The following is a 16,572-nucleotide window of genomic DNA, read 5'->3' on the forward strand; positions in this document are numbered from 1 at the left end:
ACCAGATTCGATAATACAGTTAACAGCGGCGACTGACTACCGGGGGCGTTGCATGACACTGGCCCGAAATCCAGGTAAATAGAATTGAAGTGCGATCCACTCGGTCTGGCCTCCATGCCACCGCATGCCGCCGTCCCGGCCAATGTTGTAGATGAAGTGTGTCGCAACAATAGCGTCATCATACGATGGAGGTTTTATGGAACTTACTCTAGAGCATTCTTACGATGCCGGGCTGGATCATGTGATTAGCCACTTTTTTTCAGAAGAACACATTCTTGCCAAGAATGAAAAGCTGGGTGCCCGCAACGTAAAAGTTGTCGACGTTCAAAAAGACGCCGTCGCTGGAAAGCTGGTTGTCGAGCGTGAAATGACCGCATCGACCGAAGTGCCGGGAGTGCTGGCCAGTTTTCACCGTGAGTGGAACGCAATCCGGCAGGAAGAACACTGGGTCAAAAAGGATGACGGCGAATGGCACTGTGAGTTCCGGGTTAAAGTCGAAGGCGTTCCGGCCAAGATCAAAGGCGTTATGCGTGTTCAGGGTAATGGAGACCGCTGCATCAATTACATCAACCTGACCGTGAAGTCTGATGTGCCTTTCCTGGGTAAAAAGATTGCGCGCTTCCTGGCGGATGACACGCGCACTAAAATCAATCAGGAGCAGGAAGCAATATCGGCCCTGCTGTAATGATGATCTTGAGTCTGCGGGTGTTGTGCCGGCAGGCTCAAAGTAGGTTCTTTGGCGGGCATGCTCGCAGGGCTCGCGAAGCACCGATCACCTAGGAAGCCGCTCCCAAATGGTCACTTCCGACAAGGTGTGCTGGAACTTGTGCTGGGTCTCGCGGATAACGAAGGGCACTTTCTCTGGGGCTTTCGTGAGCCGGAAATTTCGGCCCAGGATCTCTTTTAGGCCATCCAAGGTCGTGTAATCTTTCCCGTCTTTTTGAAAACCACCGATCCACTCCTCTTTCGGTGTGTGTTCTTCCAACCAGGTATAGGGTGAGGCAATCATCAGGATGCCGCCGTCATTCATGCGTTTATGAATGTTGTCTAAAAACAATGTTGGTTTGTAGAGCCGGTCAATCAGGTTGGCTGCCAGAACCAGATCGTAGTCGGTGAACTGCTGCTCTAAATTGCAGGCATCGCCCTGGCAGAAGGACACCCTCGGCGCGCAGGCATCCAGCCTTAGGTCTTTCAGTGACCGTGTGCGGTCGCTTACCAGTTCACCTTCCTCCGTCAGCGGGTAACGAACGGAGCCTTGCTTGGCCATTTCAGACGCCAGATGAACAAAGTTGGCCGAGAAATCGATGCCGTCTACTTCGTCGAATTGCCTAGCCAATTCAAAGCTTGCACGGCCGCAGGCGCACCCGAGGTCCAGTGCTTTGCCCATGGGCTTGTCTGCCATCGCCCTCAGGGCACGATCTGCCAGAGCCTTCGGAAAGTTTTCTACGCCGTACCAAGTGTCTCCAAAGTGAAACTCGGCGTATTCGGCCAGTAGCCGGTTGCTTTCGTAATATGCGTGGGGCTGAGCCGGTTGGTGCTTTGGCGAATTCATGGTTGCGTGCAATCCTCTTTGAACGAGAACCCGGCCTCAGCAATTTGGGTTTGCTGAGGCCGGGTGATTTGGAGCGGTATGAAGGAAGTGCAAAAGCGCCTTGCTAGTGCGCCAACACCCGGGACAGGAAGGCCTGAGTGCGCTCGTTTTGCGGGTTGTCGAAGACATCGGAAGGTTTGCCTTCTTCGACAATCTGCCCTTCGTGAATGTATATGACCCGGTCTGCCACCTCACGGGCGAAGCCCATTTCGTGGGTGACCACCATCATGGTCATGCCTTCTTTGGCCAGCTCCCGCATGACATCCAGCACCTCGCCGATCATTTCCGGGTCCAGCGCAGAGGTGGGCTCGTCGAACAGCATCAGCCTGGGCTCCATGGCCAGCGCCCGGGCAATGGCTACCCGTTGCTGCTGCCCACCCGATAGCTGGCTGGGGTATTTGTCGGCTTGATTGCCAATGCCGACTCGCTCCAGAAGCCGTTCGGCTGTGGCGTTAGCCACAACCTGAGAGGTGTTTTTCACCTTCATCGGGGCCAGCATGATGTTCTTTCTCACCGTAAGGTGAGGGAACAGGTTGAACTGCTGGAACACCATGCCCACTTCCTTGCGGATCTCGGCCAGTGTTTTCTGGTTGCCGCCCTTGGGGGCCAAGGCATGGCTATCGACATTCAGGGTGCCGGATTCATACTCTTCCAAACCGTTTACACAACGAATCAAGGTGGATTTACCGGAGCCGCTGGCTCCAATGATGACCACCACCTCGCCTTGTTCTACGGTCAGGTCGATATCTTTCAGGACATGCAGTTTGCCAAAATACTTGTTCATGCCCTTCATCGTGACTATCTGAGTCATGGTTCGAATTCCTTCAGACGGATGCAAGGCCGCGACGTTCCATCAGTCGCAGAACCAGAGACAAGGACAAGGTAATCGCCAGATACATTAGGGCCACCACGAAATACACCTCAAAGGCAGTAAAGGTGTTGGCAATGTAAACCTGGCCCTGACGAACCAGTTCGCCTACGCCAATAACTGAGAACAGGGACGTGTCCTTGATGCTGACGATGGCTTGGTTGCCAAGAGGTGGGATCATGCGCCGGAAGGCTTGAGGCCAGATGATCGACCAGAACGTCTGTGTGCGTGACAAGCCCAAAGACAGGCCCGCTTCGCTTTGGCCCTTGGCAATGGACTGTACGCCGCCGCGAACCACTTCCGAAATATAGGCGCCTGAGTTCAGCGCGATGGCGGCTATACCAGCTGTGAGCGGATCAATCGGACCGCCGACCAAGTCGGGCAAGCCGTAGAAAATGAACAGTACCTGCACCAGAATAGGCGTGCCGCGAAAGATTTCGATGTAAGCGGTGGCCGGCCAGCGCAAAAACCATTTTTTGTTGATGCTGAGCAAACCAAAGACGATGCCCAGAACAAAACCGATGGCGAGGCCACCGAAGGAAATCAGCAGGGTGTAAGGAATGCCCTTGGCGAGATAGGGAATGGCATGAATTGCTGCCTGCCAGTCAAACTGAAACTGGAATTCCACAGTGAGTGTCTCCGTTGGGTTGGGAGGAACCGGTCAGGGCGTTGTGCCCCCTGACCGGAACGCGTGGAGGTTTAGTTGTCTTCAGGCATTGGGCCAAACCATTTTTCGTAAATGGTTTTGTAGGTGCCGTCTTCTTTGATTTCAGCCAGTGCTTTGTTGACTGGGCCAACCCACTTGCTGCCTTTCTTCAGGGCAATACCATACTGCTGACCTTCGTAAAGTGGACCCACCACTTTGACCTTACCCTTACCTTTGGTGCTGGCAAAGTAGCCGACGTTCGGTGCGTCATAGAATACCGCGTCAACCGCGCGGGACATCAGTGCCATGTACATGTCGGAGCTGCCCGGATAAGGGGTTACGCCGTCATCGTCGTCGAGGGTTTTCATTAGGTAGTCGTAACTGGTACTACCGATTTTCGAGCCGATTTTTTTGCCTTCAAGGTCGGACATCTCGTCCATATCGGAGTCGGTGCGAACCAGAATTCGGAGGCCAGAATCGTAATACGGGTCAGAGAAATCAACGATCTCGCCACGCTCTTTGGTGATGGTGATGCCGGCGATGGCGATGTCCACGTTGCCCGTTTGCAGGGCGGGGATAATGCCGTTGAAATCCATGGTGTTCAGGTCGTAGTCAAAGCCTGCCCGTTCGGCGACCGCTGCAATGACTTCCATATCGAAACCGATCATTTCACCGGTTTCCTGATCCATCATTTCAAATGGAACGAAACTGGGGTCTGTGACCACTCGAAGGGTTTCCGCACTTACCGACGTTGCGGCAACCGACAGTGCCAAACCTGCGCCCAGTGTTTTCAGCCATTTGGTGCTCATGCTTTCTCCTAAGTCTTGTTATGGTTCCTTCTGCCCGGTAAGACAGGCCACGATGCCGCAGAGTTGTGACTGCGCATCACGGGGAACGTTAATGGGATTGCATCAAATACACTTTAGACTAAAAAACGAGGAGTTTCAGGTGATCAGGGCCGATTAATGCGCGGGAGAAAAAAGAAAAACTCTCTCCCGGGGTGGGAGAGAGTTGATGGCGAAAAGATCAGAAGGAGATCTTTTCCCGGTCCGTAATACCCAGATTCTTCCAGATCGAAAGGCTCGGTTCGGTCTGGTTCAGAGTGTAGAAGTGCAGTCCCGGCGCGCCGGCCTTAAGCAGGTCTTCGCACATACGGGTTACCACTTCTTCGCCGAATTTCCGGATGCTGACTGTGTCATCACCGTAGGCTTCCAGCTGCTTACGAATCCAGCGCGGGATTTCAGCACCGCACATGTCGGAGAAGCGCACCAGGCTGGAGAAGTTGACGATGGGCATGATACCCGGCACCACCGGAATGGTGATGTTCATCTTCTCCAGACGGTCGATGAAGTAGAAGTAGCTGTCCGCGTTAAAGAAGTACTGGGTGATCGCGCTGTTGGCGCCAGCCTCTACCTTGCGAGCAAAGTTCTTCAGATCATCTTCCGCGCTGCGGGCCTGTGGGTGGAATTCCGGGTAGGCGGCCACTTCGAGGTTGAAGTGATCACCGCTGTGTTCCCGAATGAACTCTACCAATTCGTTGGCGTAACGCAGCTCACCAGAAGCCCCCATGCCTGAAGGCAGGTCGCCCCGCAGGGCAACAATCCGGTTGATGCCGTTCTCTTTGTACTCGTCCAGCAGTTCGCTGATCTCTGCGCGGCTACCGCCCACGCAGGACAAGTGTGGAGCTGTGGAAATACCCTGCTTGTGCAGGTTCACCACGGTTTCAATGGTGCGGTCCCGGGTTGAGCCGCCGGCGCCGAAGGTGACCGAGAAAAAGTCCGGGTTCACCTCGGCGAGTTGGTCGCGAACAACCTGAAGTTTTTCTTTACCCGCATCTGTCTTGGGCGGGAAAAACTCGAAGCTGAAGCGCCGTTTGAATTGTTTTTGGGATTGCATGATTCTGTCCGCTTAGTACCTGTAAGTTTCCGGCTTGTACGGGCCTTCTACCGGCACGCCGATGTACTTGGCCTGATCCGGAGTCATCTTGGTGATCACACCACCGAAGCCTTCAACCATGGCGCGAGCCACTTCTTCATCCAGCTGCTTGGGCAGTACCTGAACGTAAACGCCCTTGGCTTTGGCTTCTTCCGGCAGGTCGGCAAACTTGCGCTCGAACAGGTACATCTGTGCCAGTACCTGGTTGGCGAAAGAGCCGTCCATGATCCGTGACGGGTGGCCGGTTGCGTTACCCAGATTTACCAGGCGGCCTTCAGACAGCAGGATCAGGTGGTCGTTAGTGGCTTTGTCGCGGTAGATCAGGTGTACCTGCGGCTTAACCTCGTCCCACTCCCAGTTTTTACGCATGTAAGCGGTGTCGATTTCGTTGTCGAAGTGGCCGATGTTACAAACCACGGCGCCGCTCTTCAGAGCTTTCAGCATGTTGGCGTCGCACACGTTGACGTTGCCGGTGGTGGTAACCAACAGGTCGGTGGTGCCCAGCAGATCCGTGTTAATGCCTTGCTCGGTGCCGGTGTTGATGCCGTCGATGTAAGGAGAAACCACTTCAAAGCCGTCCATGCAGGCTTGCATCGCACAGATAGGGTCAGCTTCGGTCACTTTTACGATCATGCCTTCCTGACGCAAGGACAGGGCAGAGCCTTTACCTACGTCGCCGTAGCCGATAACCAGAGCTTTCTTGCCGGACAGCAGGTGGTCGGTGGCACGCTTGATGGCGTCGTTCAGGCTGTGGCGGCAGCCGTACTTGTTGTCGTTCTTTGATTTGGTAACGGAATCGTTCACGTTGATCGCCGGGATCTTCAGAGTGCCGTCGCGCAGCATTTCCTGAAGACGGTGAACACCGGTGGTGGTTTCTTCGGTGACGCCGTGGCAGTTAGCGATGATCTGCGGATACTCTTTATGCAGCAGTTCGGTCAGATCGCCGCCGTCGTCCAGGATCATGTTGGGTTCCCAGCCGTCTACGTCTGCGCCAACGGTCTTGTGCAAGCACCATTCGTATTCTTCGTCGGTTTCACCTTTCCAGGCGAATACAGGAATGCCTTGGGCAGCAATGGCAGCTGCGGCCTGATCCTGAGTAGAGAAGATGTTGCATGAAGACCAGCGTACGTTCGCTCCCAGCTCGACCAGTGTTTCGATCAACACGGCGGTCTGGATGGTCATGTGGATGCAGCCCATGATGTTGGCGCCTTTCAGCGGCTGCTCGGCTTTGTACTTTTCGCGCAGCTTCATGAGGGCGGGCATTTCGCCTTCGGCGATGTGTACTTCTTTGCGACCCCAATCTGCCAGGGCGATATCGCGTACTTTATAGTCGTCGAAGTTGCTCATAGGTGTTCTCCAATTAGTTCTGTTTGGGCGCATGAACTCCGTCATGCGCCTGAAGCTTGTTTAGATGCCCGCAGCGTCTTTAAGAGCTGCCGCGCGGTCAGTCTTTTCCCATGGGAAGGCGGTGAAGGTTTTGCCGCCAACGGTCATCTCGTATGGGTCACGGCCAAAGTGGCCGTAGGCTGCTGTGGCCCGGTACATGGGGTGCAGCAGGTCGAGCATGTTGGTGATGGCATAGGGGCGCAGGTCGAAGTGTGCGCGTACCAAATCAACGATCTTGTCATCGCTGAGCTTGCCGGTGCCAAAGGTGTTCAGGGAAATGGATGTCGGCTGTGCGACACCGATGGCGTAGGACACCTGAATCTCACATTTCTCGGCCAGGCCAGCAGCAACGATGTTTTTGGCAACGTAGCGGCCAGCGTAAGCGGCAGAGCGGTCAACCTTTGATGGGTCTTTGCCAGAGAACGCACCGCCACCGTGACGGGCCATGCCGCCGTAGGTGTCTACAATGATTTTACGGCCGGTCAGACCGCAGTCGCCTACCGGGCCGCCGATAACAAACTTGCCGGTCGGGTTGATGTGGAACTGGGTGTCTTTGTGCAGCAGCTCAGCAGGCAACGTGTGCTTGACGATCAGTTCCATCACGGCTTCTTTCAGGTCTTCCTGGCTGACGTCCGGGTCGTGCTGAGTAGACAGTACGATGGCGTCGATGCCGACCACTTTGCCGTTTTCGTAGCGGCAGGTTACCTGGCTCTTGGCGTCCGGGCGCAGCCAAGGCAGCAGTCCGCTCTTGCGGGCTTCGGCCTGGCGCTGAACCAAACGGTGCGAGAAGGTGATTGGCGCAGGCATCAGTACGTCAGTTTCGTTGCTGGCGAAGCCGAACATCAGGCCTTGGTCACCGGCGCCTTGGTCTTCTGGCTTCTGGCGGTCAACGCCCTGGGCGATGTCGACGGACTGCTTGCCGATGATGTTGATCACGCCACAGGTGTCGCCATCAAAGCCGACATCTGAAGAGGTGTAGCCGATATCTTTAATCACGCCGCGAACCAGGTCTTCCAGATCAACCCAGGCGCTGGTGGTGATTTCACCGCCGACAATGGCAACGCCGGTTTTTACCATGGTTTCACAGGCAACACGGGCGTGCGGGTCGTCGGTCAGGATGGTGTCCAGGACCGCATCGGAGATTTGATCCGCCAGTTTGTCCGGGTGGCCTTCGGAGACCGATTCGGAGGTAAAGATGTTGTAGTCAGACATACGTGTGGCCCTCTGTGAGCGTTATCAAATTCGTACCGGCATCGTCAGGGGTGATCTGCCAGGTGTAGTTACGTTTTCAGGGTGTAAGTAATACTACTTACTTCTATATCAATTTTTTTAGATATTCCTTGGTGTGCGTGCGTTTCGAGCCATTTTGGTTGTTTTCCAGAACTCTCTAACCTGTATCTGGAACCCGTTGCGCAGCCCGATAAACAACTGCTCGCCGGCGTTCAGGCCGGCATCGGCTGCCCAAGCGGTCAGTTCTTCTGGCTCGAAGCCCAGCCAAAGGTCGCCGCAGTTTTCTTGTGCCCAGTCCTGGTCGTGGCTGCACAGGTCGCTGATAATGAAGCACCCGCCGTTGTTCATCAGGGCCGCGGCGTCGAGGAAGATGTCAGCCGGGCTGGGCACATGGTGCAGCACCATGTTGGCAACAATCAGGTCAAAGGCATCGCCGCTGGCCAAGACGGTGTCGGTCACACCCTCAATCAAATCAACGTTGTTCAGCCGGCCATCAATGCAAGTGCGGGTGGCCTTGGCGAGCATATCTTTGCTGTTGTCCAGCCCCACCACATGCTCGAAAAGCTCTGACAAAACAGGCAGAAAGCCACCTTCGCCCGGACCAATCTCCAATACGCTCTGCCAGTTCTGTTGGCTCACCCGTTTACGAATCAGCTCCGCCGTTGGGTCTGCATACAGGTCGAACGCGGCAATCAACTCTTGTTGCTCCCGGAACTGTGCCGAATGGCGCGAGAAAAACGCCTGCGACTGTTCCGCTCTCTGTGCCCGTATGGCTTCAATTTTTTCGGCAAGTGCTATGGGTAGAGGAATTCGGTCTACCGTTTCAAAGATCTGCCGAATAGCCTGATCTGCCAGTTTCACGCTATCCAGATGCAACGGGCGGCGGTAAAAAATGGCGTTGCCTTCCCGTTGGGGCTCCAGCAAACCGGCTTTGTGCATCACCTTCAGGTGGTGGCTCATGCCGGACTGGCGCATATCAAACAGTTGGCTCAACTCAAGCACACCGAACGTGTCCCGGCGCAGTACCCGCAGGATCTCCAGGCGTAAAGGGTCACCGCTTGCTTTGAAGATCGGTGCCAGAGCCTCTACAGATGAGGTTTCGGGTGCGTGTGTGTTGAGTGATGTCATGGCGGAAGAGTGTAGGGGGGTTCGGTTGATCGATCAATAGCCATATCAATTTTTTTTGATATAGATTTATTCTTGTCTGAAATTTGCCCCCGGATACCCTAATCGGCGAAAATACGCGCCTTCTTTTTGAGCAGTTTTTGCAGCTTGAAGTCTTGTCCTGAAAAACACTGGAGAATTGTCGATGCCGTCTCGTAAAGATCTCGCCAACGCCATACGCGCGCTGAGCATGGATGCGGTTCAGAAAGCCAAATCCGGCCACCCGGGTGCGCCCATGGGAATGGCAGATATCGCCGAGGTACTGTGGAACGATTACCTGAGCCATAACCCGGCTAACCCGCAATGGGCTAACCGTGACCGCTTTATTTTGTCCAACGGCCACGGCTCCATGTTGCAGTACTCCCTGCTGCACCTGAGCGGGTACGACGTGTCGATTGACGACATCAAGAACTTCCGTCAGCTGCACTCGAAAACACCGGGGCACCCTGAGTACGGCTACACTCCAGGTGTAGAAACCACCACTGGTCCGTTGGGTCAGGGTATTGCGAACGCCGTTGGCTTCGCCTTGGCTGAAAAAGCGATGGCGGCGCAGTTCAACCGTCCGGGTCACGACATTGTTGACCACTACACCTATGCATTCCTGGGCGACGGCTGCCTGATGGAAGGTATTTCTCACGAAGTTGCGTCTCTGGCCGGTACCTTGGGCTTGGGCAAGCTGGTGTTTTTCTACGACGACAACGGCATTTCCATAGACGGCGAAGTGGAAGGCTGGTTTACCGACAATACTCCGCAGCGTTTTGAATCCTACGGTTGGCACGTTATCCCGAACGTTGACGGCCACGATGCAGACGCTATTCGTGCCGCTATTGAAGCTGCGCGTGCGAACACTGAACAGCCGACACTGATTTGCTGCAAGACCATCATCGGCTTCGGTTCCCCGAACAAGCAGGGTAAAGAAGATTGTCACGGTGCCCCGCTGGGTGACGATGAAATCGCTCTGACCCGCGAAGCGCTGGGCTGGAAGCACGGTGCGTTTGAAGTTCCTGACGAGATCTATGCAGCATGGAACGGCAAAGAGAAAGGTACAGCGGCTGAGAACGCCTGGAATGAGAAGTTCGCGGCCTATGAAAAGGCTGAGCCGGAACTGGCGGCTGAGTTCAAGCGCCGTATGGCCGGTGATTTGCCTGCAGATTTCGCTGAGAAAGCACAAGCCTACATTCAGGAATGCCAGGACAAGGGCGATACCATCGCTTCCCGTAAGGCTTCCCAGAATGCCTTGAACGCCTACGGCCCACTGCTGCCGGAATTGATGGGTGGCTCTGCCGACCTGGCCGGTTCCAACCTGACCATCTGGTCGGGCTGTAAGGGTGTGACTAAAGAAGACGCTTCCGGCAACTACATCTATTACGGTGTGCGTGAGTTCGGCATGGCTGCGATCATGAACGGTATGGCTCTGCACGGCGGCTTTGTTCCTTACGGCGCCACCTTCCTGATCTTCATGGAATACTGCCGTAACGCTGTGCGTATGGCGGCACTGATGAAGCAGCGCTCCATCTTCGTATTTACCCACGACTCTATCGGTCTGGGTGAAGACGGCCCGACTCACCAGCCGATTGAGCAGCTGGCCAGCCTGCGCACCACGCCGAACATGAGCACCTGGCGCCCGGCTGATGCGGTTGAATCTGCCGTAGCGTGGAAGTCCGCGCTGGAGCGCAACGATGGCCCCACCGCTATGGTGTTCTCCCGCCAAGGACTGCCGCATCAGGACCGTGACGCCGAGCAGCTGGCGAACGTTGCCAAAGGTGGCTATGTGCTGTCCGACAGCGAAGGCACGCCTGAGCTGATTCTGATTGCGACCGGCTCCGAAGTAGGTCTGGCGCAAGACGTTGCCGGCAAGCTGCGCGAGCAGGGTAAAGCCGTCCGTGTGGTTTCCATGCCGTCTACTGACGTATTCGATGCTCAGAGCGCTGAGTACAAGCAGCAAGTACTGCCGCTGGAAGTGACCAACCGCATTGCTATCGAAGCCAGCATCGCTGACTACTGGTACAAGTACGTTGGCCTGGACGGCCGGGTTGTAGGCATGACCACCTTCGGTGAGTCTGCGCCTGCCGGTGAGCTGTTCAAGGAATTCGGCTTCACCGTCGAAAACATCCTGGAAGTGGCTGCCGAATTGCTGGACGCTTAATGAGCAACTCAAAGCCTTTTCGAATTGCTATCAACGGGTACGGCCGTATCGGCCAGTGCGTGTTGCGAGCCTTGTATGAGAACGGCTTCCGCGACCACCTGCAGGTGGTCGCGATTAATGAGTTGTCGGACATCGACACCATTGCCCACCTGACCAAATACGATTCCACCCACGGGCGGCTCAATGGAAAGGTGGCAGTAGACGGTGATGACTTGGTGGTGAACGGCGATCGCATCCGCGTCCTGCGTCACCCGGACCCGGAAGATCTGCCGTGGCGATTGCTGGATGTGGATCTGGTGCTGGAATGCTCCGGCGCCTATTCCGATCGCGCAACCGCAGAAAAGCACATTGCCTCGGGCGCCAAGCGCTTGCTATTTTCCCAGCCGGGCGAAGCGGACGTAGACCGCACCGTGGTGTACGGCATCAACGACAACGATCTGACTCAAGAGGATGTCATTGTTGCTGCCGGTTCATGCACTACCAATTGTCTGGTGCCGGTGATCAAAGTTCTGGACGACGCCTTTGGCGTGGAGCAGGGCAGTACCACCACCATCCACGCCGCGATGAACGACCAGCCAGTGATTGATGCCTACCACCATCAGGACCTGCGCCGTACTCGCAGTGCACTGCACAATATGGTGCCTGTCGATACCGGCTTGGCCCGTGGCATTGAACGGTTGTTACCGCACATGGAAGGCCGTTTCAGTTCCGTTGCCATCCGAGTGCCCACACTGAACGTGTCGGCCATCGATATGGTGGTGAATGTGCGCGAAAGCACCGACGTAGCGGCCGTAAACCAGCTTCTGAAAAGCGTCGCCCAGGGGCCGCTTGCAGGCATCCTTGACTACACTGATGAACTGCTGGCGAGTTCCGACTTCAACCACGACTCCCATTCCGGAGTGGTTGACGGCGGGCAAACACGAGTGACCGGCGACACCATGGTAAAGGTGCTGTGCTGGTTCGATAACGAATGGGGCTTCGCCAACCGAATGCTGAATGTCAGCCAGGCTTGGTTAAGCAAACCCTGACGGATACAAAGGGGCTGACCCCGAATGGGGGCCGACCCCACCCAAGATACGACTGAATCCATAACTACGGACCTTGATTATGGCCATCAAAAAAATGACTGACCTGAACCTCGCCGGCAAGCGGGTTCTGATTCGTGAAGACCTGAACGTACCGGTAAAAGACGGCAAGGTATCCAGCGACGCCCGCATCCGTGCTTCGCTGCCCACCATCAAAGCAGCGAAAGACGCCGGCGCAAAAGTCATGCTGATGTCCCACCTCGGCCGTCCTGAGGAAGGCGTATACGACGAAGCGTCCTCCATGAAGCCGGTAGCTGACCACTTGTCCACCCTGCTGGGCCAGGAAGTCCGTCTAATTAAAGACTACCTCGGCGGCGTTGAAGTGGCCGATGGCGAAGTCGTTCTGTTCGAAAACGTTCGCTTCAACAAAGGCGAAAAGAAAGACAACGAAGATCTGGCCAAGCAGTATGCAGCCCTGTGCGACATCTACGTAATGGACGCCTTCGGTACTGCACACCGCGCTCAGGCTTCCACCCACGGCGTGGCCAAGTTTGCACCTGAAGCTTGCGCTGGCCCGCTGCTGGCGGCTGAGCTAGACGCTCTTGGTAAAGCGCTGGACAACCCGGCCAAGCCGGTTGTAGCCATCGTAGGTGGCTCCAAAGTGTCCACCAAACTGGACGTACTGAACGCACTGGAAAAAGTGTGTGACCAGATCATCGTAGGCGGCGGCATCGCCAACACCTTCCTGGCGGCCGCAGGCCACCCGGTTGGTAAATCCCTGTGTGAGCACGACCTGATCGACACCGCCAAAGACATCGCGAGCCGTGTAGAAATTCCGCTGCCGGTAGATGTTGTGGTGGCCAGCGAATTCGCCGAAACCGCCACCGCAACCGTCAGAAACATCTCCGACGTAACCGCCGACGACATGATCCTCGACGTAGGCCCGGAAACTGCTGGCCAGTTCGCCGAGTTGCTGAAGAACGCCAAAACCATCCTCTGGAACGGCCCGGTTGGCGTGTTCGAATTCGACCAGTTCGGCAACGGTACCAAAGCACTCGCCGAAGCGATCGCCCAAAGCGACGCCTTCTCACTGGCCGGCGGCGGAGACACAGTGGCTGCCGTTGACAAATACGGTATAGCTGACAAGATCTCCTACATCTCAACTGGCGGCGGTGCCTTCCTGGAATTCGTAGAAGGCAAAACCCTGCCGGCAGTGGCTGTGCTGGAAGAACGCGGTCAGTAAGTTTTAACTGGCCGCCAGATAATGGCGGCTATAGCAGAATCCAACATCAAAAGTTAACGAAGGAGACAACCCATGGCCCTGATATCGCTGCGGCAACTTCTGGACCACGCCGCCGAGCATGGTTACGGTGTGCCAGCCTTTAACGTAAACAACCTCGAACAAATGCGCGCCATCATGGAAGCCGCCGACAAAACCGATTCCCCGGTTATTGTTCAAGCCTCTGCCGGTGCTCGTAAATACGCCGGTGCCCCCTTCCTGCGCCACCTGATCCTGGCCGCCATCGAAGAATGGCCGCACATCCCGGTGGTTATGCACCAGGACCACGGCACCAGCCCAGCCGTATGCCAGCGCTCCATCCAGCTAGGCTTCAGCTCCGTCATGATGGACGGCTCCCTGGGTGAAGACGGCAAAACCCCGACCAGCTACGAATACAACGTAGACGTAACTCGTCGCACAGTAGAAATGGCGCACGCTTGCGGTGTTTCCGTAGAAGGCGAACTGGGTTGCCTGGGTTCATTGGAAACCGGCCAAGCTGGTGAAGAAGACGGCATCGGCGCCGAAGGTACTCTGGACATGGACCAGATGCTGACCGACCCGGAAGAAGCAGCAGACTTCGTGGCGAAAACCCACGTAGACGCACTGGCCATCGCTATCGGCACCAGCCACGGCGCCTACAAGTTCACCCGTCCACCAACGGGCGACATTCTGGCGATCGAGCAGATCAAAGCGATCCACAAACGCATCCCCGACACCCACCTGGTCATGCACGGCTCCAGCTCTGTACCCCAGGAATGGCTGAAAGTCATCAACGAATTCGGTGGTGAGATTCCGGAAACCTACGGTGTACCGGTTGAAGAAATCGTTGAAGGCATCAAGCACGGCGTGCGTAAAGTGAACATCGACACCGACTTGCGCTTGGCAAGCACCGGTGCGGTTCGTCGCTTCATGGCGCAGAACCCCGCCGAGTTTGACCCGCGTAAATTCCTGAAGGCCACCATGGTAGCGATGACCGACATCTGTGTTGCTCGCTACGAAGCTTTCGGCTGTGCCGGCCAGGCCAGCAAGATCAAGCCGCTGACCCTTGAGCAAATGTTCGAGCGTTACGAGGCTGGTGAACTAGATCCGAAAGTAAAGTAAGCCTGCAGTAAAAAATGCCCCGGAACCATCCGGGGCATTTAGTCCCTTTCCCCTCCTGAAAACCTCTTTAAAACTGTAGCTTTGTGAGCAGAGATAGCGTTCTTGGCTATAGTTAATGCCTAACACTCAACAGAGATGGCTGACGCCGCCATGAAGGAAAGCGAGTGTTCAAGCGGTGTATGTCAGAATGTGGCAATGAAGTCACTGAATGGTGAGAGCAATGATTACGTGTGACCAGCAGGACTACATAGAAATAGCCTGTATGTATCGGTATCCGATCAAGCTAGTGATGAAATCAGGCGCAGTGGTTGAAGGTGTCGGACTTGATACAGGGTACGATGAGCGCAGAGACGAATGCATCAAAGTGGATTCGAACGGTGTCGTTCGTTTGATTCCGTTAGATCTCATCTCATCGCTCGAAGTGTGTGTGGATAACCCGAACTTTCAACATGTTTCTTTTACCTAAGTTGGGCGTATGCTGAATGTATGACGCTTACATCGGCTCCATATAGGTCGTGCGATGCTATTCCACTATGTGAAAACCCGAAGACGCCAAGCGTTAAAAGTTGGTGTCAACATAGTGCTGATCCCGATCCTTCTTTTTGCCTTTCACTATTTCCTTAAAGACAAAGCCAATTTTTCAGACGTATACGAAATTGCAGTAAAGGTTGGCGTGGCCGCCATGGTGGTGTTGTTCGGCATCTTTCTCTGGTTCATGAAGAGTAAAGAGAAATTCGAGATTTACGTGACAGAGAATGAGTTTCACAGCCATCACCCGATGTTCAAAGATTGGTGTTTTAGTGTGCATCCAAAGGATATTGTGGAAATCGAGCATCATTTGCGCGTTGATTCAACGGCGATGACCAACATAAATGTCCACCTGAAAGACGGCACAAGAGTGCAGATATGCCAGAACTATCCGTTCTCGCGGAAGAAGCTCTATTCAGCGTTGGGACAGGTCAATCCGGATATTCGGTTCCCCGACAATCCCAACGTCTTTAAGCACACGCCTAACGAGGCGGTGGAAAAGTATGCTGAGGATCGGTTTCCTGTAACAACGAAAGTCGTTAAGGCAGCCCTTAAAATCACGCCAACCCGGAAAGCGCCTCGGCACGATGGGGGGCGGGATAACCACGACTAGTTCGGTTAAACTCAGCTTATAAAGACATCAACTAGCAGGTGATTGACATGGCCGGCGGTTGGGCTCGAGACGGAGCTGTACAAGATCAGATAGATGCCACGGTTGAAGACGCGGTCGAACAGGCTAGGAGCAATCTCCGCTCCGGGGAAAGTGCCGAGTTCTGTATTGAGTGTGATGAGCCTATTCCAGAAGGAAGGCGTGAAGCCATCCCCGGCGTACAGCTGTGCATCGCCTGTCAGTCGAAATTAGAAGCGAAGGGCGGCGGCACCGGTGGGATCAATCGACGAGGTAGTAAAGACAGCCAGTTGAGGTAGTTGCGCGCTGGTGGGGATTTGTGCAGCCCGCGCTCAGGATTCATCATGACTCGCCTTCGGAACCTATCAGTGCGCAGCCGCGTTGGTGAAGAATGCCCTAACAATTAAATAATCACCGGAGAGCGCGCGTGAAACGTAAAGTTATAGGCGATAAGGTCGAATTGGCCGACTTAAGCAACATCAAAGGTCAGCCGGTACAAGTTCCTCAGCCAGGAAAACTGGTTCATCTGCAGTTCAGACGCTTCGCGGGATGTCCGATCTGTAACCTCCATTTGCAGTCCTTCTTCAAGAATTCCAGCCTGCTGCAGAAAAGCGACATCCAAGAGGTGGTCGTCTTTCATGCCAGCCGAGAGCGAATGCTTAAGGATGTGATTGATGTACCTTTTGATCTCGTTGCAGATCCTTCAAGAAAACTTTACCGGGCGTTTGGTGTGGAAAGCTCATGGAAGGCCATTCTGAACTTTAAAATGATGAGAGGTGCGTTGAAAGGCGTGCGCCAGTTTGGAATGAAAAAACCGGAAAGCTTGGAAGCGGAACTGGGGCTACCTGCGGATTTCTTGATTGATGAAAGCGGGAAAATTGTCGCCCTGAAATACGGCACTCACGCCAATGACCAGTGGTCATTAGATGAAGTGATTCAGCACGCGCAGAACGAGTTGGTGGGCGTTTGAGTTCTTAGGCAGAAAGAAAGAACTCATTTTTTTGGTTTTTTTTGGAATAAAGTTTCGGCCCAGTCGTCTTCCTGA

17 protein-coding genes are annotated in these 16,572 nt (G+C 54.9%); 9 read left to right on the forward strand and 8 right to left on the reverse strand.

The window, feature by feature from the left end; translation table 11 throughout:
• Positions 1-196: 196 nt before the first annotated feature.
• Complete coding sequence (locus ACNQ6O_RS03165; RefSeq protein ID WP_418051786.1) at positions 197-685, forward strand: DUF2505 domain-containing protein; 489 nt, start codon at positions 197-199, stop codon at positions 683-685.
• Between the two features lie 87 nt (positions 686-772).
• On the opposite strand, the gene ACNQ6O_RS03170 is transcribed toward ACNQ6O_RS03165, so the two are convergent.
• The 8 genes from ACNQ6O_RS03170 to ACNQ6O_RS03205 all read right to left on the reverse strand — a co-directional run bounded on the left by ACNQ6O_RS03170 (position 773) and on the right by ACNQ6O_RS03205 (position 8,784).
• Complete coding sequence (locus ACNQ6O_RS03170) at positions 773-1,552, reverse strand: putative 4-mercaptohistidine N1-methyltransferase (RefSeq protein ID WP_418051787.1); 780 nt, start codon at positions 1,550-1,552, stop codon at positions 773-775.
• Between the two features lie 103 nt (positions 1,553-1,655).
• Positions 1,656-2,402 (reverse strand): amino acid ABC transporter ATP-binding protein, encoded by a 747-nt coding sequence (locus ACNQ6O_RS03175; RefSeq protein WP_418051788.1) that lies wholly within the window; start codon positions 2,400-2,402, stop codon positions 1,656-1,658.
• A gap of 13 nt (positions 2,403-2,415) precedes the next feature.
• Entirely contained in the window at positions 2,416-3,087 is a 672-nt protein-coding gene (locus tag ACNQ6O_RS03180; protein ID WP_418051789.1) for an amino acid ABC transporter permease, read from the reverse strand.
• Positions 3,088-3,158: 71 nt separating this feature from the next.
• Entirely contained in the window at positions 3,159-3,914 is a 756-nt protein-coding gene (locus ACNQ6O_RS03185; protein WP_418051790.1) for a transporter substrate-binding domain-containing protein, read from the reverse strand.
• A 217-nt stretch (positions 3,915-4,131) separates the two neighbouring features.
• On the reverse strand, positions 4,132-5,001 hold the full coding sequence (gene metF, locus ACNQ6O_RS03190; RefSeq protein WP_418051791.1) for a methylenetetrahydrofolate reductase [NAD(P)H]: 870 nt from the start codon (positions 4,999-5,001) through the stop codon (positions 4,132-4,134).
• Between the two features lie 12 nt (positions 5,002-5,013).
• Positions 5,014-6,387, reverse strand: a complete 1,374-nt coding sequence (gene ahcY, locus ACNQ6O_RS03195; protein WP_418051792.1) for an adenosylhomocysteinase — start codon at positions 6,385-6,387, stop codon at positions 5,014-5,016.
• A 60-nt stretch (positions 6,388-6,447) separates the two neighbouring features.
• Positions 6,448-7,638, reverse strand: a complete 1,191-nt coding sequence (metK, locus tag ACNQ6O_RS03200; RefSeq protein WP_418051793.1) for a methionine adenosyltransferase — start codon at positions 7,636-7,638, stop codon at positions 6,448-6,450.
• Positions 7,639-7,755: 117 nt separating this feature from the next.
• Positions 7,756-8,784 (reverse strand): metalloregulator ArsR/SmtB family transcription factor, encoded by a 1,029-nt coding sequence (locus ACNQ6O_RS03205; RefSeq protein ID WP_418051794.1) that lies wholly within the window; start codon positions 8,782-8,784, stop codon positions 7,756-7,758.
• 181 nt (positions 8,785-8,965) lie between these two features.
• On the opposite strand from ACNQ6O_RS03205, the gene tkt reads away from it, so the two are divergent.
• The 8 genes from tkt to ACNQ6O_RS03245 all read left to right on the forward strand — a co-directional run bounded on the left by tkt (position 8,966) and on the right by ACNQ6O_RS03245 (position 16,497).
• Positions 8,966-10,966, forward strand: a complete 2,001-nt coding sequence (tkt, locus tag ACNQ6O_RS03210) for a transketolase (protein WP_418051795.1) — start codon at positions 8,966-8,968, stop codon at positions 10,964-10,966.
• Positions 10,966-11,994, forward strand: a complete 1,029-nt coding sequence (locus ACNQ6O_RS03215; RefSeq protein WP_418051796.1) for a type I glyceraldehyde-3-phosphate dehydrogenase — start codon at positions 10,966-10,968, stop codon at positions 11,992-11,994. The genes tkt and ACNQ6O_RS03215 overlap by 1 nt, the downstream gene beginning before the upstream one ends.
• Positions 11,995-12,073: 79 nt before the next feature.
• Complete coding sequence (locus tag ACNQ6O_RS03220) at positions 12,074-13,234, forward strand: phosphoglycerate kinase (RefSeq protein WP_418051797.1); 1,161 nt, start codon at positions 12,074-12,076, stop codon at positions 13,232-13,234.
• A 72-nt stretch (positions 13,235-13,306) separates the two neighbouring features.
• Positions 13,307-14,371 carry a class II fructose-bisphosphate aldolase gene (gene fba, locus ACNQ6O_RS03225; protein WP_418051798.1) on the forward strand — a complete coding sequence of 355 codons (1,065 nt, stop codon included), beginning with the start codon at positions 13,307-13,309 and terminating at the stop codon, positions 14,369-14,371.
• A 220-nt stretch (positions 14,372-14,591) separates the two neighbouring features.
• Positions 14,592-14,837 carry a Rho-binding antiterminator gene (locus tag ACNQ6O_RS03230; protein WP_418051799.1) on the forward strand — a complete coding sequence of 82 codons (246 nt, stop codon included), beginning with the start codon at positions 14,592-14,594 and terminating at the stop codon, positions 14,835-14,837.
• 114 nt (positions 14,838-14,951) lie between these two features.
• Entirely contained in the window at positions 14,952-15,512 is a 561-nt protein-coding gene (locus ACNQ6O_RS03235) for a hypothetical protein (RefSeq protein WP_418051800.1), read from the forward strand.
• A gap of 47 nt (positions 15,513-15,559) precedes the next feature.
• The gene (locus ACNQ6O_RS03240; protein WP_418051801.1) at positions 15,560-15,826 is read left to right on the forward strand and encodes a DksA/TraR family C4-type zinc finger protein; all 267 of its coding nucleotides are present in this window, start codon (positions 15,560-15,562) and stop codon (positions 15,824-15,826) included.
• A gap of 128 nt (positions 15,827-15,954) precedes the next feature.
• Positions 15,955-16,497, forward strand: coding sequence for a peroxiredoxin-like family protein (locus tag ACNQ6O_RS03245; RefSeq protein WP_418051802.1), 543 nt, complete (start codon positions 15,955-15,957; stop codon positions 16,495-16,497).
• Positions 16,498-16,572: the final 75 nt, after the last annotated feature.

Origin of the sequence: Marinobacter sp. SBS5 (genome assembly GCF_048285575.1) — a bacterium.
In the GTDB taxonomy this organism is placed as follows: Bacteria; Pseudomonadota; Gammaproteobacteria; order Pseudomonadales; family Oleiphilaceae; genus Marinobacter.